Here is an 18,486-nt window from a genome sequence, read left to right on the forward strand (position 1 = left end):
CAACGGCACCAACCAGCAGTTCCGGTTGGCCGACTCCGACAACGGCCACGTCCGCCTGATCAACCGCAACAGCAACAAGGCGGTCGAAGTCCAGGGCGCTGCCACCAACGACGGCGGCAACATCGTCCAGTACAGCGACTGGGGCGGCGCCAACCAGCAGTGGCAGCTCGTCCGCGTCGGCGGCGGGACCAACCCCACCACCACGACGACGACCTCGAACCCCGGCACGTGCTCCCTCCCGTCGACCTACCGCTGGACCTCGACGGGGTCGCTGGCGAACCCGCGGTCGGGCTGGGTGTCGCTCAAGGACTTCACCTACGTGCCCTACAACGGCAAGCACCTGGTCTACTCGACCACGCACGACACCGGCACGCGCTGGGGGTCGATGAACTTCGGGCTGTTCACCAACTGGTCCGACATGGCCTCGGCACCGCAGCAGGCCATGAACATCAGCACCGTCGCGCCCACGCTGTTCTACTTCGCCCCGAAGAACATCTGGGTGCTCGCCTACCAGTGGGGCGGGACCGCGTTCAGCTACCGGACGTCGACCGACCCCACCAACCCGAACGGGTGGTCGGCGCAGCAGGTGCTCTCCACGGCCTCCATCACCGGCTCCGGCACCGGCCCGATCGACCAGACCATCATCGGTGACAGCCAGAACATGTACCTGTTCTTCGCCGGTGACAACGGCAAGATCTACCGCCAGGTCATGCCGATCGGGAACTTCCCGGGCAGCTTCGGCTCGTCCTACACCACGATCATGAGCGACACGACGAACAACCTCTTCGAAGCGGTCGAGGTGTACAAGGTCCAGAACCAGAACCAGTACCTGATGATCGTCGAGGCGATCGGCTCGAACGGCCGCTACTTCCGCTCGTTCACGTCCAGCAGCCTCAGCGGTTCGTGGACTCCACAGGCCGCCACCGAGAGCAACCCGTTCGCGGGCAAGGCCAACAGCGGCGCGACCTGGACCAACGACATCAGCCACGGCGACCTGGTCCGCAGCAACGCCGACCAGACCAAGACCATCGACCCCTGCAACCTGCAGCTCCTCTACCAGGGCCGCAGCCCCAACTCCGGCGGCGACTACGGTCTCCTGCCCTACCGACCGGGCGTGCTGACCCTGCAACGCTGATCGCCTGACGCAGTTTTACCCGCACAAGGCCGGCGCCCTCACCCCTCCATCGGGTGAGGGCGCCGGCCCCTTTCGCGTGCCCGGACGCCGCGGTGGCGTCCGGACCGGTCTCACTTGTTCGACGCGGGCACCTTGGGCGGGATGAAGTCCGTGGTGCTCTGCTCCATGCTCTCGGGCAGGGACGCCCGGTAGATCGGCATGGCGGCGGCCGTGGTCACGATCGCCACCGCGACGAGGATCGCGAACAGCTCCGGGGTCACCATGTCGTGCGCGAGGCCGATGTTGATGAAGATGAGGATCATCAGGCCGCGTGCGTTCATCAGCCCGCCGACCGCCGACGCGTAGCGCCACGAGAAGCCCTGGGCGCGCACCACCGCCGCGCACCCGAGGTACTTGCCGGCGAACGCCACCAGCATGATCACCGCGAGTGGCAGCCACAGGGCGCCGCCCGCGCCGAAGCCGGACACCTGCGTGTTCAGCCCGCTGAACGCGAAGAACACCGGCAGCAGCAGGATCGAGTTCAGGTCGGTGAGCCGCGTCTCCAGCTCCCGCCGCACGATCGCCGACTGCGGCATCGCCAGGCCCGTGATGAACCCGCCGAACACCGAGAACACGCCGATGTAGTCGGTGAACCAGCCCGCCGCGAGCACGACGAACAGCACGAGGGCCATCACGTCGCGGCTCATCCGGCCCTCGCGCTCCACCCGGTCGCCCAGCTTGCCGAACAGCTTGCGCCCCACCGTGAGCATGAACGCCGCGAACACCGCCGCGCCCGCCACCGTGCCCGCCGCGTCGAACGGGCTGCCCGCCGCCGCGACCGCGATGATCACCGCGAGGATGACCCACGCCGCCGCGTCGTCGATCGCCGCCGCGACCAGCGTGAGGCCGCCGATGGGCGTGTTCGCGATGCCGCGCTCCTGGAGGATGCGCGCCAGCATCGGGAACGCGGTGATCGACAGCGCGCCGCCGACGAAGAGCATGAACTCCCACCGGGTCGTGCCCGCCGGGCTCAGCGAGCTGAAGAACAGCGCCGCCGCGCCCGCGCCGAGCGCGAACGTCGGCAGGATGCCGGACACCGCGAGCGCCGAGGCGTGCCGCATGCGCTGCCCGCTCGCCAGCTTGTGGTCGAGCGACGACCCGACGAGGAACATGTAGAACGTCAACCCGATCGTGCTCAGCACGTACAGGGTGTCCTTGACGTCCGTCGGGAAGATCTGCGCCTGCACACCGGGTGCCACGGCACCGAGCAGGGCCGGCCCGAGCAGGACGCCGGCGACCATCTCGCCGACCACCCTGGGCTGTTTGACCGCCATGGCGATGCGGCCGCACAACGTCGTGGCCGCCAGCACCACTGCCAGCGCGGCGAACACCCGCAACGCGAACTGGATCTGGTTCACTCGGTGATCTCCTGGTTGGAAGGCGGCTCCTGCCGCACCGGACGACCGTGGTTGTCATGCGTGTCGAAGTAGCGCCCCGCCAGCCGCAACCGGTTGGCGTGCAGGACCATGACCGTGCCGAGCACGAGCTGGACCACGCTGCGCCACACGTCCTCCCACCGGTCACGCACGCGCAGGTACGCGCCGAGCGCGGCGAGCCGACGCGACGGCAGCGGCTCGTCGACGCGGACGAGCACGCACGGGCCGCGGCTCGGCAACGAGCGGGTGTGCGTGACCGTGGAGTGGAGGGTGACGCGGCGCAGCACCTCACCGGTCGCCGCGCGCAGCGCGATCGGGGACAGCCGCCACGCCGGGCACGGCCGGTTGGCGGCGACGCCGAACGGGATGTGGTGCGACCGGCGGACACCGGGTTGCGCCCAGCGGTCCGGGTCGAACACGTCCGGGCGCGCGTGGCCGGTGCCGTGGTAGTCGGGGTAGCTGAAGCACAGCACCGATCCGGCGGGCAGCGTGGTCCGCTCGTCCAGCGGGATCTCGCCGGTGGTGATGCGGTGCGCGATGCCGAACAGCGGGTAGAGCCGCATCGTCTCGTCCAGCACGTGGGCGAAGTAGCGGTCGTCACCGGCCAGCCTGGCCGCCACGTCCGGGTGCTGTGCCAGTGCGAGCAGCACGTGCACCATCGCGTCGGACATCTGGACCACGGCCGTGCCGAAGAACGTCCCCTGCAGGTAGTGCACCTGCTCGGTCGGCGACAGGGTCGCCGGCAACGGCTGCCGCAGGCCGCCCGCCGCGACCCGCCGGGTCAGGTAGCGGGTCAGCCGCGCCCGCCGGGCGGGGTGCCGCAGGCCGGTGCACTTCAACGCCTTCACCACGTCGTCGGCGTGCCCGACGATCAGGTCGCGCGCCTCGCGGGGGCACGGCTCGCCGAACACCAGCTCGTAGAAGTACTCCGCCCACACCGGCATCATCAGGTCGCGCAGCCGCACCAGCGTGACCGGCCGGGTGACCACCTCGTCGAACACCCGCCCGGTGCAGCGGGCGGCCACCTCCGACAGCTCGTCACCCGGTCCGGACAGGAACGCACGCGTCGTGCGCGCCACGTCGTCGTAGCGCGGACCGGCCTCAAGGTGCTCCTGGTGCACCTCGGGTCCGGGCGAGAGCCAGTACCAGAACAGGTCGGACAGCCCGGCGCCCCGGCTGCGGCCGTTCGCCGCGGGGTGGCTGTAGACCTCCTCGAACCGGTCCGGTCCGACATCGGCGTTCGGGAACATGACCACGTTGTCCCCGTTGACCTTCTCGAACACCTTGACGCGCAGGGCGACCACCCGCGCCGGCAGCCAGCGCGGCGCGGTCAGCACCACCGCCGCGGCGAGCAACCCGGTCACCCACACCGCGCGATCACCCCCGCACCGCGGCTGACGACCATGTCCCGGGTCAGGTCGGCCGGGTCACGGCCGCCGCACAGCGCGAGGGCGTGGTCGAACTCGTCGCGCAGCACGTCGAGCACCTTCGCCACCCCGGCCTCGCCGTCGGCGGCCAGGCCCCACAGCACCGGCCTGCCGACACCGACGGCCGCCGCACCGAGCGCGAGCGCCACGGCCACGTCGCCACCGCTGCGCACGCCTCCGTCCAGCACCACCGGCACCCGACCGGCGACCGCGTCGACCACCGCGGGCAGCGCCTCGATCGCCGCCGGCGCCAGGTCGGACTGGCGGCCACCGTGGTTGGACACCACGATCCCGGCCACGCCGCGCTCGACCGCCAGCACCGCGTCACGCGGGTGCAGCACCCCCTTGAGCCACAACGGCAGCGACGTCAGCTCCCGCAGCCGGTCCAGGTGCGCCCAGGACACGGCCGGCGACATCTCGATGTCCCGCAGACCTCCCGGCGGAGCACCGGGCAGGTCCCGCATGTTCTCCGCCGCGAGCCCCGCCGGCAGGTCGTGGAAGCCGTGCCGGGCGTCACGGCGGTGCCGGCCGAACACCGGGGAGTCGGCGGTCACCACCAGCGCCGTGCAGCCGGCCCGTTCCGCCCGCCGCACCAGGCATTCCGTCACGTCCTCGTCCGGTTGGAGGTAGAGCTGGAACCACACGGACGCGTCCGCGTCCACCGACCGCGCCGCCGCCACCACGTCGCCGATCGCCACCGTCGAGGCCATGCCGGACACCAGGACCGTCCGCGCCGCGGCGGCGGCCCGCGCCGTGGCCGGCTCGCCCACGGGGTGGGCGAGCCGGTGGAACGCGGTCGGCGCGATCAGCACCGGCAGGTCGAGCCGACCGCCGGGCAGGTCGACGCCGAGGTCGCGGGTCGCCCGGCCGCGCAACACCCGCGGCAGCAGCGCCAGCCGCCGGAACGCCGCCTCGTTCTCCCCGAGCACGACCTCGTCGCCGACACCGCCCGCGTAGTAGTCGTAGTGCACGGGGTCCAGCACCGCGCGGGCTTTCTCGTGCAACTCGGCGAGCACGGTGCACGGGGCGAGCCCAGCGCTCACGGGGAGCCCACCGCTGCCGTCCGGGCCAGCCGCGCGTGCAGGAACGCCAGCAGCGGCGCCCGGTGCACGTCCTCGCTGTCCCACTCGTTCTCCAGGTTCTCGGTGAGGTGGTGCTCGCCGAGCAGCTCGCCGGCGCGGAAGTGCCGGACCACCGGGTGCAGGTAACGGCCGTCGAGCCCGCTGGTGTCCTCCTGGGAGACCCGGCCCGCGGTCACGTCGAACGGGTTGACCTTGTCGTGGTCCGCGCCGTACTCCAGCGTCACCGCCAGGTAGGACTCGACGTCGCCGAAGTCACCCCGCGCCACCGCCTCGTGCAGGTGGGCCACCGGCACCTCGTCGGCGTAGCTGAGGGTGCCGTCCGGCCCGATCAGCACCGCGTCCGCCAGGAAAGCGAACAGCTGCCACAACGCCGAGGTGCGGTTCACCCGGTCGATCACGGCGTCGGCCACGGCCTCGGGGGTGGCCGCCAGCTCCCGGCTCGGCCACGCCACGCCGTGGTAGCGGTGCTCCATGATGTGGTGCAGCGCCACCACCCCGTACCGGAAGCCGTGGATGAAGCCGCTGGTCGACTTCTTGAAGTCGCGGGCCTGCGTGATGGTGCCCGCGAAGAACATGTCGGGCACGTTCACCGACTCCCAGGCCGCGGTCTGGTCCGGGAAGCGGTCCTTGATCGTCAGCTGGGGCCGGCACTCGGGCGCGAAGATCGACGCGTCGAACCGGAACCCGGTCGCCAGGATGACCCGGTCGTAGCGGATCTCCTTCACCCGCTCCTCCACCCGCACGAAGCTGACCCGTACCAGGTAGGAGTCCCCGTCGCGCCGGATGTCGAGCACCTGCCCGTCCAGCAGCGCGTTCTGCGACTTGAGCTGGTAGGTGTCGAGGAAGTTGTTGTTGACCGCACGCAGGTGGCCGACGAAGTGCGTCTGCCACGCCAGCTTCAGCGACCCGGGCCCGGCGACGTGGATGACCGCCGCGGTCTCGATCAGGTTGTCCGCGGTCTCGAACGCCGAGTTGCCGCGCCCGATGATCAGCACCTTCTTCCCGGTGAAGTCGGCCGGGTCGACCGACACCTCGTCGTACCGCTCGGCGTGCTCCACACCGTCGATCGGCGGCACGTACGGCTTGGACACGCCGGTCGCCACGATCAGCCTGCGCGCCCGGTAGGTGACGCCGCGCTGGTCGCGCACCACGAAGTCGTCCGGCCGGGTCACCTCCACCACCGACGTGCCGTAGCGGACCGGCAGGTCGTGCTTCGCCGCGAAGTCCGCCAGGTAGCGGACCATGTCGTCGGCGCCCGGGAAGTACCGCGGCGTGTAGCCGGTGAACAGCAGCGACGGGTCGTCGGACAACAACGAGTTCCAGTCGACGCGCAGGTTCATCTCGGGGTCGTCCCACCCCGTGTGCACCTTGTTGCTCGAAATCAGGGTGCGGTGCCGGGGGAAGCGGGTGAAGAAGGTGCCGGGCACGTCACCGGCCTCCAGCACCAGGTGGTCCCGCCCGGCCCTGGTGAGCAGGTACGAAGCCTGGAGCCCTGCCGGGCCGGCACCGATGACGAGACATTCCGTCGAAACCTCGCTGGACACGTCTTTTCTCCTCACGTCAGGATTCGGGTCAAAAGGCGCTTGTCCGGCTTGCCGCTCGGCGCGAGCGGCGGTTCTGCGATCACGGTCATGCGCGCCGGCGCGCACGCCGCACCGAGCCGGGCGGTCACCAGCGCGCGCAGTGCCGCGAGGTCGGGCGTGCGACCACCGCTCGGCACCACGAACGCGTGCACCGCCTCGCCGGTGTCCTCGTCGGGCACGGCGACCACGTACGCCTCGGCGACGTCCGCGTGCTCGGCGATGACCTGCTCGATCGGTCCCGCGTAGTGCAGGTTCGCGTTGACGATGACCACGTCCCGGGTGCGACCGGTCAGGTGCAGGCGACCGTCGGCGTCGAGGTGGCCCAGGTCGCGGGTGCGCACCCAGCCTTCGGTGAACACCTCGGCCGAGCGCTCGGGGTCGCCCCAGTACGCGCCGGCCTGCCCCGGGGTGCGGACGAACAGCTCGCCGTCGACACCGTCCGGAACCGGCACGCCGTTCGCGTCACGGGCCTCGACGCGCACCGCGGCGGGCGGCGTGCCCACCGTGCCGGGCGGGTCGGCCGGTGTCGCCATCGCGATCATGCCCGTCTCGGTCTGGCCGTAGCCGTGGAACAGGACCGGTCCGAGCACGTCCAACGCCTCCCGGTGCCGGTCGGCGGTCAGCGGTGACCCGGACACCATCAGCGCCCGCAACGTCGACAGGTCGGCCGGTGCGCGGCGCTGCGCGGCGACGAGCTTCGTCAACCGCGGCACCGTGATCACGCTCGCCGAGGCTCGGTAGCGGGTGATCGCGTCCGGGAACGCGGGCTGGTCGGCGACGACCGCGGTGCCGCCCGCGGTGATCGCCAGCACCGCGTACTCGAACATCACCTGGCTCGACAGCGACCCGAACACCAGGTAGCGGCCCAACCGGGACGCCAGGTCTCGGATCGCGGGCGGCCACGCGTCCGGTCGCGCGGTCCACGCCGCCGTCATGGCGGCGTAGGTCTGCGCGCACGCCTTGGGCGCGCCCGTGCTGCCGCTGGTGTGGATCAGCCGGGCGACGTCCGCGGGCCTGCCGCCGCACACCAGCCGTCCGTCGGCGCGGGCGTCGCTCAACGCGTCGACGCCCACCGAGGCGATGCCCGCCAAGTCGACGCCCGCCGCACCGACTCCGCCCGGGTCTGTGATGACGGCGGCGACGTCGAGGCCGAGCAGGTGCCGCACCTGCTCGTCGGACAGGCCAGGCCGCACGCCCATCACCCTGGCACCCACCGCGTGCGCGGCGAGGACCGTGGCGAACGCCTCCGCGTTGACGCCGAGCAGGAGCGCCACGCCGTCCCCCGGACCGAGTCCCCGGTCGCGCAACCCCGCCGCGATCCGCGTGACCAGGTCCAGCAACTCCGCACCGGTCACGACGCGCGGGCCGTGCTCGAACACCGGCCGGTCCGCGGCGGTCTCGAGCACGTCGAGCACCGCGCGCGGGAACGCCTCGACGTCACGCGCGGACAAGGCACTCCCCCGCGAACGCGGTCGACGGTCGCTCGACGTCGAAAGCCGAAGCTCCCGACCGGAGACCGATGTCCGGTGCGGTGGGCGGCAAACCCGCCGGTCCCGCCCCGATGATCAGGTAGTGGTGCGCCATGAGCGGAAAGCTACGCATCCGATCTCAGAACTCTCTGAGATCGGATGCCTACGATCTGTGCGGTGACCACGACCGTGACCGGCACTCCCGTGGACCTCGGCGCACCGCTGACGAGCGACCACCTCCACCGTGCGGCAGCACCGCTCCCCCTGCACGTCAGCCCCGTCGTCCGGGACCGGATCGACCGTGGCCGCGAGTACCTGCGCACCGTGCTCGCCGACGACGACCGCCCGGTCTACGGAGCCAAGACCGGGTTCGGCGCCCTCATCGGCTTCGCGGGCCGGCAGGACGAAGCCGACCAGTGCGACAACACCCTCGCGCACCTCGGCGCCGGCCAGGGGCCGGACCTGCCCGCCGACATCGCCCGTGCCGCGCTGCTCGTGCGGGCGTGGTCGCTGGCCCAAGGGGTGTCGGGGGTTTCCGCGCACGTCGTCGACGGGCTCGCGGCCATGTTCGCGACCACGTTCGTCCCGGCGATCCCGCGCTTCGGCTCGGTCGGCGCGAGCGGCGACCTCATCCCGCTCGCCTACGCGACCCAGGCGCTGCGTGGCCGCGGGCACGCGTACGTCGACGGCGTGCGGATGCCCGCGGCAGAGGCACTGCGCCGCACCGGGCTCACCCCGCTCACCCTCGACGGCCGTGACGCGCTGGCGCTCGTCAACGGAACGTCGGTCACGACCGCAGCCGCCGCCCTCGCGCTGGACAGCGTTCGCGCCTCGCACCGGGCCATCCAGGATTTGACCTGCCTGCTCGTGGACGTCGTCGGCGCCGACCCCGGCTTCCTCGACCCACGCCTGATCTCCGCCTACGGACATCCCGGTGCGGCCACCGTCGGCGAGCGGATGCGCGACACCCTCGTCGGGTTGGTCCCGAGTGGCGAGCGTGCTCTCCAGGAGCCCTACAGCATCCGGTGCTCACCGCAGCTGCTCGGCGCGGCCGAGGACGCGTTGCGCTACGTCGACGGCGTCGTGGCGTCCGACCTGCGCGGTGTCAGCGACAACCCGCTGTTCTTCCCGGGCGACGACGTCATCGCGCACGGCGGCAACTTCTTCGGCCAGCCGGCCGCGTTCGCCGCGGACGTCCTCGCCATGGTCACCGCGTCGCTGGGCAACCTCGCGGAACGGCAGCTGGACCTGCTGGTCGACCCCGTCCGCAACACCGGCCTGCCGCCGATGCTGGCCGCCGGTCCCGGGCTCCAGCACGGGTTGCAGGGCGTGCAGCTGGCCACCACCGCGTTCCTCGTCGAGATCCGCCGCGCGGTCCTGCCGGCGAGCACCCAGAGCCTGCCGACCAACCTGCGCAACCAGGACGTCGTGCCGTTCGGCACCCAGGCGGCGCTGCGCGCCTACGACGTCGCCGAGCTGCTCAAGCTGCTGTGCGGTTCGCTCGCGCTCGGCCTGCGGCAGGCCGTCCACGTGGGCGGCAGGCGGCCGACCTCGCCCCGGTGCGCGGCGCTGCTCGACGCCCTGGCCGACGTGATCGCGCCCGTCGACCCGGACCGCTCGCTCGACGTGGACGTGCGAGTGGCCGCCGACCTGGTCACCGCGGCCCGGTACTGATCGCCTTGCCGGGCACGACACCGGTGGCCGTTGAGGGGTCGGCCACCGGTAAGCGCAGGGTGAACCGGGCGCCCTTGCCCGGGTGGCTGAACGCGTCCACGGTGCCACCGTGGCTCGTCACGACCTCGCGCAACAGCGCGAGCCCCAACCCGAACCGCCGCTCCGGCCCGTCCTGGCCGCGGTGGAACCGGTCGAAGAGCCGGTCCGCCTCGATCGGGTCGAAGCCTTCGCCGGTGTCCGCGACCGTCAGCTCGACGCACCCGCCCCGCAGCCCGAGTCGCACGTCGATTCGGCCTCCTTCGGGCGTGTGGCGCATCGCGTTCGCCAGCAGCTCGTCCACCGCGCGCCGCAACGCGGTCTCCACGCCGACGACGACCAGCGGGCCGGTGGGGCGTTCGACGGTCAGCGTGATCCGCCGTTCGTCGGCCCGGTCGTTCTCGGTCGCCACCGCGGACTCCGCCAAAGCGGCCAGGTCGACCGCCCGGCCCGCCAACCCGTCGGGCTGGCGGCTCAACCGCGCCGACAGCAGCAGGTCGTCCACCACGTCGCCGAGCCCGCGGATCGAGCTGACGAGCTTGTCGAGGCCGTCGCGGTGGTGATCGGGGAGGTCCGCCGCCTTCGCCCAGCGGGCGAGGAGCTGCGCCCGCGTGTGCGCCCGCGCGATCGGCGTCCGCAGCTCGTGGCTGGCGTCCGTGACGAACCGCCGCTGCCTGGCCAGGGCCTCGGCCAGCGGCGCGACCGTGCCGCGGCCGACGCCGAGCCCCATGAACGCCGCCGCGAGCAGCCCGCCGACCTCCGCGATCGCCAGCGCCAGCAGCAGGTGCCGCCGGTCGGCGAGCTGGTAGCGGGTGTCGAACACCGCCTGCACCGTGGTGTCGTCCGCGCCCCGCTGGGTCAGCACCAGGTACTCCGTGCCGTTGAGCTCCAGCTCGCGCTCGATCGTCCCGCCGGACGCCTCGACCACGTCGAGGTCGTCCTGCCGGGGGAAGCCCGGCGGCACCTTCAGCACGCCGTCGTTCAGCACGCCGTCGTCGAGGACGAACAGCCACGTGCACCCCGGAGGGGTCGACGGCGTGCCGAACTGGGCGTTGTACCGCAGCTCGCGGGTCACCTGCGCTTCCTGCGCGTGCACCATCACGGCGTAGGCGATACCGCCCACGAACGCGACCAGCACGGTGATCGCCAGCCCCACCAGCACGCTGACCCGCAGGCGCGCCCGCCGGACCACCGCGCGTTCCGCCTCGGCCCACGAACGACTCACAACGCCCCCAAGCGATAGCCGAGCCCTTGCACGGTGTGCACCACCGAACGGTCGATCTTGGTTCGCAGGTAGTACACGTAAGTGTCCACAATGGACGTAGCCGACGCGTCGGGGAACACCACCCGCCGCAACGACGCCCGCGTGTGCACCGTGTCCGGGTGCGTGGCGAGCACCCTCAGCAGGCCGAACTCCCGCGCCGTGAGCGGCACCCGTCCGCCGTCGTGCAGCACCACCTCCCGCTGCCCGACGTCGAGGCGCGCGGCGCCGATCGGCAGCACCTCGGCCAGTTCCTGGGACCGACGGCACAGCGCGCGCAGCCGCGCGCTCAGCTCGTCCAGGTCGAACGGCTTCACGAGGTAGTCGTCCGCACCCGCGTCGAGGCCGTCGATCCGGTCGTGGACGGTGGCCATCGCGGTGAGGATCAACGCGCGCGCCCGCACCGACTTCGACCTCAGCCGCACCAGGAGGTCGAGCCCGTCGAGGGCGGGCAGGCCGCGGTCGATGACCACGACGTCGTACGGCCGGGTGAGGGCGAGGTGCAGCCCGCGCTGCCCGTCCGAGGCGACGTCGACGGTGTACCCCTCGTCGCGCAGCACGGTGGCGAGCAACTCCACGAGCTCGCAGTCATCCTCCACCAGCAGCAATCGGAAGCAGTTGGCCGGCCATGATCTGGAGTTGTCCTGCACGCGACCAGAATCCCACTTCCGGGTGTTCGGTCAACGTGATGAGAGCTCGGACCATCGGGGTTCCGCCGACACGTCCCAGATGGCGGTTCCACGCCGCGCGCCGATCGGGGACAGGTGTTGCGCAACTTTGCGAGCCGCCGGCGGCAAGCGCTGTCCACCGCGTCGGCCGCCGGCACCCGGCGGACACCGCAGGGCGGCCGGCGGCACCGGCGATTCGCACTCGCCGATAACACCGTCCGCGCAAGGCGACTCGCGGCGACGTACTGCGCGCACGAGGGACCGCCGTACTGACGTGACCGGATTTATCGCCCGAATCGGTGAATCAGTGACCTGCGAAGCAGGAGTACGGTACCTCCCGATCTCATGGCAATCCCGACCAGAAGGCGAGCGGAATTCTGGAATGTCGGAACGTCCTCACCCGAAAGGGATCGCATTGCACCAGCCGCACCCGTCCGAACCGCTGAACGTCGTCGGTGTGTCGCCGCACGCGGACGACGCCGAGTACGGCGCCGGCTGCCTGCTCGCCGCTTACGCCGCGGCCGGGCACCGGGTGTCCATCGTCCTGATGACCGGCGTGGACGAGGTCCGGTCCGCCGAGGCCAAGGCCGCCGCCGCGGTCCTGGGCGCCGACCTCGTCACCGACCCGACCGGCCACGACGGCTGCCTGGACGTCACGGGGGCTCGCGTGCGCTGGCTGGAGGAGCAGACCGGGAGGGCGGACGTCGTCCTCGCGCCGCACCCCGACGACACCCACCAGGACCACCGCGCCACGAGCGCCATCGTCAGCGCCGCGCTGCGCCGGTCCGGGGTGAGCCTGAGCTGGTACCGCACGCCCAGCAGCGGTCAGGCGTTCGCGCCGACGGCGTTCCACCCGGTCACCGAGCACCTGGCGCGGGTGCGGCAGCGGGCCATCGACATGCACCGCACGCAGGCCGATCGCATCTACCTGCAACGGGATCATCTGGCCCTCAAGGACGCGTGGTTCGGTTGGCTGAGCGGGCACCCCGCCGCCGAGCCGTTCGAGGTCGTCAGGCAGAGACTCACCGCGCCACCGGTGCGAGCGGTCGCCACGGGCAGACCGGGTTGACCGCAGCGCCGGCCCGGCGCGTGCCACGCCGACGCCACCACTACCGACGAGGTCACCGATCCCTGCGCGGTGCGCGCGTCACCCGATCCGCGGCACCGGCGTGGCCCTCAACCCAGTTCACCGTCAGGCCAGTTCACCGCCAGGCCAGTTCACCGCCAGGCCAGTTCGCCGTCAGCCCGCCGGCCGGTCCCGTCCCGACCACCTCATTCGTGCTCGCAGCGATCCATCAGACCGAGTTCGACGGCCCGCACGGCGATCTGGAAGCGCGAGCGCACCCCGAGGGTGCGGGCCAGGTCCGCGACGTACCGGCGGTAGGTGCGCACCGAGACCCCCACCTGCCTGGCCGCGACGTCGTCCTTGTAGCCCTTGGACAACAGGGTCAGGATCTGCCGGGTCTGGTCGCAGCCGTACATCAGGGCGTAGTCCCGGTAAGCGCCGAGAGCAGGCGCGACCCGCCAGGCGTTGAGGTAGAAGTTGCCGAGCACGTCCTTCAGCTCGGGGCAGTCGAGGAACGGCACCTCCTCGCCGCCGGACTTCGGCCTGCACATCGCCGCGGCGTCCTCGACCAGGATCATCTCCGGGATGGACTTCGGCGCGATCCGGACCTCGCACCGGTCGACCCGGTGGAGCTTGGCGACCACCACGCACGCGTCCGCCAAGGCCCGATCGCACAGGATCTCGATGCGCCCCCGGTCCGACGATTCGCCGGCCGCCTCGACGATCTCCCCGGCCAGCCATTCGGTGGTCACCACGCAGCGCAAGGTGTTCTCCGGGCGGGCGAGCAGCGTTCGGATCACCTCGCGCACGGCGCCGCGATCCGCCGTCCCGGAACGCGGTTCGTCGCGATAGGTGCAGATCGCGGAGTCGATCAGTTTCTGGGCCAGTTGCAGCGTCTGCTCCAGGAATCCCTCCGTCAAGCCCGCCGCCGGCAGCGCTTCCCGGTGCAACGGACCCGACGCGCGTACCGACCGGCCGTGGTAGCGGCCGTTCACGGCTTGGTGCGCCTCGCTCTGCGCGAGCAGGAAGATGGAGCTCGACATCCGGGTCCCCCAGGGATCTGTTCGTCAGGAATTTCGGATTGCCGTGTTCAGCGCGGCTCGACCTCCGGGCGGCGTCCGCCCGGAAACCGCCGCCACGCTGAGACATACGGTGTAAGTCACCTCGCTCACTATGCACTTACACTGTATGTGTGTCAACCGGTCGAGCCGTGACGGCCGGGAGTTCCGATGCGGTGCGGGCAGCGTCGCCACCCACGCCGAGTGGTTCGGACCGCCATCGTGCGAGGCGGACGGGGTGAAACCGGCCGGTGACGGCCGGGCCGATCATGTCCGGAAGCTGCCACCGCCGCGATATTCGAGAGCCGCGAAGCGCGACCGCGAAATCACGTTCCGTCGCCGGGCGACCGTGCCCACTACAGCAAGTTGACACATCCTTCGAAACCCCGGGAATGCGATCACGACGCCGATAGGTTCGCGGGCGTCACGAGAGGACGAGGATCATGACGATCAACGGAGTGGGCACGCCCACGGCACCACCACCGGCCCGGCTCACCCCGATCGCGGAGGTCGCGCCCGCCGACGAAGTCGCGGCACGGCCGGCCGAGCCGGCGCCGGACCTGCCCGCACCGGCCGGGGTCCGGGCCGATCCGGACGAGGGCGCCCGCGACAAGCTGCTGCGACTGCTCGAAGAACTGGGCGAGGACCGGGTGGAGGACCTGCTGCGGTTCGGCAGCAGCCTCAAGTGGCAGTTCCGCACCCTGGCCGACGGCCTGACCCGGCAGGGTTTCCGGGTCGCGTTCGCCGAGGGGATGTCCTGCGCGCCCGAGGTCGCGATGGACGGCAGGCACCTGGTCAACTTCACCCCGCACAACGTGCTCAACCTGCAGAGCCGGCCGGACGTGATGAACTGCTTCACCACCGCGGCCAGGCGGTTCGGCCTGGCCGCGGGCGGATCGCGGTTCGGCACCGGCATCACGCGGGCGCACACCGACCTGGAGACCGAGTTCTCCCGGATCGTCGGCAAGGAACGCGCGGTCAGCTACGCGAGCGGCGCCGACGCGGCGCAGAGCTTCGTGCACGCGATGACCATCCGGCAGTCCTGGCCGTCCGACCTGACCCTGGACCACACCGAGGTCGTCGTGGTGCTGGACCGGGACGTGCACCGCGGCTGGTGGAAGGCCGCCGAAGCGCTCGACTACGGCAAGCGGCTGTTCTCCTTCCGGCACAACGACGCCGACCACCTGGACTCAGTGCTGCACGGGCTGCGCGGCAAGCGGATCGTCGTGGTGATGGAGAGCGTGTACGCCGGAGACGGTTCGGTGGCGCCGTTGTCCGACCTGATCGGGGTGTGCGAGCGGCACGGCGCGCTGAGCTGCGTGGACGACTCCGCCGGTTTCCTGGTCTACGGCCCCGAGCACCGGCCGTTCGCCGCCGAGTACGCGGGCCTGCCTCAGGCGAGCTTCGTGCTGGCGTCCCTCGACCGCACCCTCGGGCTGACCGGCTGCGTGGTGGCCGGTCCGGGTGAGGCGATCACCGCGCTGGAAGCGCTCGACCCGAGCCCGATGTTCGGCGGGCAGCTGTCGCCGGCCACCGCCGCCACCGCGACCTTTTCGATGCGGCTGCTCACCGCGACCGAACCGACACTGGTCGACCGCTACCTGGAGCGGGTGACGGCGTTCCGCGCCGAGCTCACCGGCGCCGGCCTCCGGGTCAACGCGACCCCGTCCCTGATGACCTCGGTCGACATCGGCCGGGAGTCCACCGCGGCGGCGCTGCGCGACGCGCTGTTCGACCGGGGCTACCGGGCGCCCGTCGACGTCTTCCCGAACGCCGCCCGCAAGCACGCGACCCTGCGGCTGACCATGAACGCCGCGCACAGCGACGAGCACCTGCACGGCATCGTCGCGGCCCTCCAGGAGCTGCGACCCAAACTGGGCTTCTGAGCGCGGCACCGGCTTCGACGGCCGCCGCGACCTGCCGTCGCGGCGGCCGTTGCGCACCACGGCGTCACGGCCCGAACAGCGCGCCCAACGACGCCGCGGCGTGCTCGGCCACCAGCAACGCGAACGCGGCGATGCCGCCCCTGGCCTCGTCGTCCCCGTCGGACAGCAGGAACAACCGGGCGAAGATCGGGCCGAGCACGAGGGCGTGCACCGCGGTCGGATCGGGACGGCGGCCCAGTTCTCCCCGGCGCACGGCCCGGTCGAGCAGTTCGGCGATGCAGCGCTGCTCGACGTCGACGTACTTGCTGACGAAGCCGGCCGCCATCGTCGCGTCGTTGTGCTTGTCCGCGAGCAGCCCCGGCAGCACGTCCGGCGGCGGGGTGGACAGGCTCTGCGCGATCTCCGCCGTGAGCGCGCGCAGGTCGCCGAGCAGCGACCCGGAGTCCGGCGGCGGCGACAGGTCGAGCCCGTGCATGACCGACGCGAAGATCATCTCCGGTCGGCTGCCGTAGCGGCGGTAGATGGCCGCCTTGCTGGTGCCCGCCCTGGTGGCGACCGCGTCCACGGTGAGCCCGGCGTACCCCACCTCGGCCAGCAGCGATTGCGTCGCGCCGGTGATGGCGCGGTCGACCCGGCCGTCCCGCGGCCTGCCGAGGGCTTGCTGTTCACGCGGCACGGTGCCATTATACGGAACCATGAGTTTCGGAACCGTCAGTACCATAAAGCCGGGCCACCGACCGACGGTCATCCGCGACGTCCGGGTGTTCGACGGCGCCCACGCGCTCCCGGCGATGACGGTGGTCGTCCGAAATGGACTGATCGAACAGGTCACCTCGGCCGCCACGCCCGACGGGGCCGCCGCGATCGTGGACGGCGCCGGCCGAACCCTGTTACCGGGGTTCATCGACGCGCACACGCACACCTTCCCCGACAGCCTCGGCCAGGCGCTGCGGTTCGGCGTGACCACCGAGCTCGACATGTTCGCCATGACCAGGACGGCCGCCGACGCCAAGGCGCAGGCGGGCGGGCGCGACGACGTGGCGGACCTCCGCAGCGCCGGGGTGGGCGCGACCGCGCCGAACGGGCACCCCACCCAGATCATGGGCTCGGTCTTCGGCCCGTTCCCGACGGTGGCGGGCCCCGGCGAGGCCGAGGCGTTCGTGCACGCCAGGCTGGCCGACGGCGTGGACTACCTGAAGGTCGTCATCGAGGACGGCACGCACTTCGGGATGGACGTCCCCGCGCTCGACGAGCCGACCGTGCGGGCCTTGGTCGCCGCCGCGCGCACAGCGGGGATCAAGGTCATCGCGCACGCCACCACGTTGCGGTGCGCCGAGATGGCGATCGACGCGGGCGTGGACGGCCTGGCGCACATGTTCGTCGATTCGAGCACCGACGTGGACGTGGTGGAGCGCAACAGCACGCGGTTGGCCGAGGTGGCCGCCGCCGCGGGCGTCTTCGTGGTCGGCACGCTGGCCCTCGTGGAGACGACGAGCGGATCGGACGTCGGCGCCGAACTGGCCGCCGACCCGCGGATCGGCCCCTACCTGCCGGACCCGGTCCGCCAGGTGGTCGGCAGGAAGCTGCCGATGATGCCCGCCGTGCCGCACACCTATCGCAACGCCCTGCGGGCGGCGACCGCCTTGCACGAGGCCGGGGTGCCGCTGCTGGCGGGCACCGACGCCAACGACGGGCCGCACGGGCCGTTCCCGGTGGTGCACGGCGCGAGCCTGCACCGCGAGCTGGTCTGCCTGGTGGACGCGGGACTGCGCCCGGTCGAGGCGCTGGCCGCCGCGACCAGCCTGCCCGCCGCGCACTTCGGGCTCACCGACCGGGGCCGGATCGCACCCGGGCTCAGGGCGGACCTCGTGCTGGTGGACGGTGATCCGACCGCGGACATCACCGCGACCCGCTCGATCGCGGCGATCTGGCGAGCGGGCGTGCCGCTGGCCGGCGTCGACCGCGGCGCGTCAACCGGGGACGTCCTCGCCGAGCTCCCGGAGCCTGCGCTCCAGCCGAACCAGTGAGCGGGCCCGGAACGGGCCGATCGACCCGCGCGGGATGCCCAGCTCGACGCTGATCTCGTCGTAGCTGCGCGGCGGGTCGCACATCAGCAGGCCGAGCAGCGCCTGGTCCCGGGGAGGCAGGTCCCGCAACGCGCGCAGCATCAGCGTGTCGCGGTCCCGGCCGACCGCAGCCGCCTCCGGGTCCGGCGCCGACTCGTCGCGCCGGTCGAACGCGGTCGAGTCCCCGGAGGGCACGTGCCGCGCCACCCTCGGCAGGTGCTTGAGGCTTTCCCGCTTCGCGGTCACGGCCAGCCACTCGGCGAACCGGTCCGGCGCGCGGAGCTTGGTCAGGTGCTTCACCACCTGCATCCACGTCGCCTGGCTGACGTCCTCGCAATCCGTCCGCGACAAGCGGTGCGAGCGGGCGATCGCCCACACCAACGGGGCGTATCGGCGGACTAACTCGTTCCAGGCCGCCTGGCTACCGACGAGGCATTCTTCAACAAGTTGATCAACTGTCGAATTGGGCATTGTTACCCGCTTCTCTCTGCCATCCGGACATACGCACGCATGGCAAGGTTCACATGATTTCCTCAACCCGAAGAAATCGACCCACCCACTGCTGACGCGAAGCGGCGCAACACCGACGACTCCCTGCGGTCTGCAACTCCACGTCCCGCTTCGAAGAGCGACACTACAGGGACCGGATCACCATTTGTG

General features: G+C 71.7%; 15 protein-coding genes. 5 read left to right on the forward strand and 10 right to left on the reverse strand.

Annotated features, from left to right (window positions below; all coding sequences use genetic code 11):
* The coding region (locus OQ02_RS15020; protein WP_033439056.1) for a non-reducing end alpha-L-arabinofuranosidase family hydrolase at positions 1–1,135 on the forward strand (1,135 nt) is incomplete at its 5' end.
* Positions 1,136–1,245: 110 nt separating this feature from the next.
* On the opposite strand, the gene OQ02_RS15025 is transcribed toward OQ02_RS15020, so the two are convergent.
* The 5 genes from OQ02_RS15025 to OQ02_RS15045 are packed head-to-tail and all read right to left on the reverse strand — an operon-like array spanning position 1,246 to position 8,093.
* Entirely contained in the window at positions 1,246–2,532 is a 1,287-nt protein-coding gene (locus tag OQ02_RS15025) for a cation:proton antiporter (protein WP_051772327.1), read from the reverse strand.
* Positions 2,529–3,914 (reverse strand): cytochrome P450, encoded by a 1,386-nt coding sequence (locus OQ02_RS15030; RefSeq protein WP_197043342.1) that lies wholly within the window; start codon positions 3,912–3,914, stop codon positions 2,529–2,531. Before OQ02_RS15030 ends, OQ02_RS15025 begins: the two co-directional genes overlap by 4 nt.
* The gene (locus tag OQ02_RS15035; RefSeq protein ID WP_231500042.1) at positions 3,911–5,020 is read right to left on the reverse strand and encodes an alpha-hydroxy acid oxidase; all 1,110 of its coding nucleotides are present in this window, start codon (positions 5,018–5,020) and stop codon (positions 3,911–3,913) included. Before OQ02_RS15035 ends, OQ02_RS15030 begins: the two co-directional genes overlap by 4 nt.
* Positions 5,017–6,603, reverse strand: coding sequence for an NAD(P)-binding domain-containing protein (locus tag OQ02_RS15040; RefSeq protein ID WP_081915652.1), 1,587 nt, complete (start codon positions 6,601–6,603; stop codon positions 5,017–5,019). Before OQ02_RS15040 ends, OQ02_RS15035 begins: the two co-directional genes overlap by 4 nt.
* 11 nt (positions 6,604–6,614) lie before the next feature.
* Positions 6,615–8,093 (reverse strand): class I adenylate-forming enzyme family protein, encoded by a 1,479-nt coding sequence (locus OQ02_RS15045; RefSeq protein WP_197043343.1) that lies wholly within the window; start codon positions 8,091–8,093, stop codon positions 6,615–6,617.
* Positions 8,094–8,288: 195 nt separating this feature from the next.
* Between OQ02_RS15045 and OQ02_RS15050 the strand changes: the two genes are divergently transcribed.
* On the forward strand, positions 8,289–9,785 hold the full coding sequence (locus OQ02_RS15050) for an aromatic amino acid ammonia-lyase (protein ID WP_231500043.1): 1,497 nt from the start codon (positions 8,289–8,291) through the stop codon (positions 9,783–9,785).
* Here the strand turns inward: OQ02_RS15050 and OQ02_RS15055 are convergent.
* Together OQ02_RS15055 and OQ02_RS15060 are read right to left on the reverse strand one after the other, a co-directional pair.
* Complete coding sequence (locus OQ02_RS15055) at positions 9,766–11,046, reverse strand: sensor histidine kinase (RefSeq protein ID WP_033439058.1); 1,281 nt, start codon at positions 11,044–11,046, stop codon at positions 9,766–9,768. The genes OQ02_RS15050 and OQ02_RS15055 overlap by 20 nt on opposite strands.
* The gene (locus tag OQ02_RS15060; RefSeq protein WP_033439059.1) at positions 11,043–11,690 is read right to left on the reverse strand and encodes a response regulator transcription factor; all 648 of its coding nucleotides are present in this window, start codon (positions 11,688–11,690) and stop codon (positions 11,043–11,045) included. The genes OQ02_RS15055 and OQ02_RS15060 overlap by 4 nt, the downstream gene beginning before the upstream one ends.
* Positions 11,691–12,165: 475 nt before the next feature.
* On the opposite strand from OQ02_RS15060, the gene OQ02_RS44790 reads away from it, so the two are divergent.
* Positions 12,166–12,819: a PIG-L deacetylase family protein gene (locus OQ02_RS44790; RefSeq protein WP_051772328.1), complete on the forward strand. Its 654-nt coding sequence runs from the start codon at positions 12,166–12,168 to the stop codon at positions 12,817–12,819.
* Between the two features lie 203 nt (positions 12,820–13,022).
* On the opposite strand, the gene OQ02_RS15070 is transcribed toward OQ02_RS44790, so the two are convergent.
* Positions 13,023–13,859, reverse strand: a complete 837-nt coding sequence (locus OQ02_RS15070) for a response regulator transcription factor (RefSeq protein WP_033439060.1) — start codon at positions 13,857–13,859, stop codon at positions 13,023–13,025.
* Between the two features lie 458 nt (positions 13,860–14,317).
* On the opposite strand from OQ02_RS15070, the gene OQ02_RS15075 reads away from it, so the two are divergent.
* The gene (locus OQ02_RS15075; protein WP_051772329.1) at positions 14,318–15,760 is read left to right on the forward strand and encodes an aminotransferase class I/II-fold pyridoxal phosphate-dependent enzyme; all 1,443 of its coding nucleotides are present in this window, start codon (positions 14,318–14,320) and stop codon (positions 15,758–15,760) included.
* A gap of 64 nt (positions 15,761–15,824) precedes the next feature.
* Here OQ02_RS15075 and OQ02_RS15080 read toward each other — a convergent pair whose 3' ends face one another.
* Entirely contained in the window at positions 15,825–16,436 is a 612-nt protein-coding gene (locus tag OQ02_RS15080; RefSeq protein ID WP_033439061.1) for a TetR/AcrR family transcriptional regulator, read from the reverse strand.
* A gap of 19 nt (positions 16,437–16,455) precedes the next feature.
* Between OQ02_RS15080 and OQ02_RS15085 the strand changes: the two genes are divergently transcribed.
* Positions 16,456–17,787 carry an amidohydrolase family protein gene (locus OQ02_RS15085; protein WP_063747070.1) on the forward strand — a complete coding sequence of 444 codons (1,332 nt, stop codon included), beginning with the start codon at positions 16,456–16,458 and terminating at the stop codon, positions 17,785–17,787.
* Here OQ02_RS15085 and OQ02_RS15090 read toward each other — a convergent pair.
* Positions 17,731–18,297, reverse strand: a complete 567-nt coding sequence (locus OQ02_RS15090) for an RNA polymerase sigma factor (RefSeq protein ID WP_033439062.1) — start codon at positions 18,295–18,297, stop codon at positions 17,731–17,733. The two genes, OQ02_RS15085 and OQ02_RS15090, sit on opposite strands and share 57 nt — an antisense overlap.
* Positions 18,298–18,486: the final 189 nt, after the last annotated feature.

It is taken from the genome of Saccharothrix sp. NRRL B-16314, from assembly GCF_000716595.1.
Taxonomy (GTDB): Bacteria; Actinomycetota; Actinomycetes; order Mycobacteriales; family Pseudonocardiaceae; genus Actinosynnema.

Excerpts from the sequence above, each read along its gene's own strand:
- OQ02_RS15075 (WP_051772329.1), top strand. The coding sequence starts at position 14,318 with ATGACGATCAACGGAGTGGGCACGCCCACGGCACCACCACCGGCCCGG.
- OQ02_RS15090 (WP_033439062.1), bottom strand. The coding sequence starts at position 18,297 with ATGCCCAATTCGACAGTTGATCAACTTGTTGAAGAATGCCTCGTCGGT.
- OQ02_RS15070 (WP_033439060.1), bottom strand. The coding sequence starts at position 13,859 with ATGTCGAGCTCCATCTTCCTGCTCGCGCAGAGCGAGGCGCACCAAGCC.
- OQ02_RS15085 (WP_063747070.1), top strand. The coding sequence starts at position 16,456 with ATGAGTTTCGGAACCGTCAGTACCATAAAGCCGGGCCACCGACCGACG.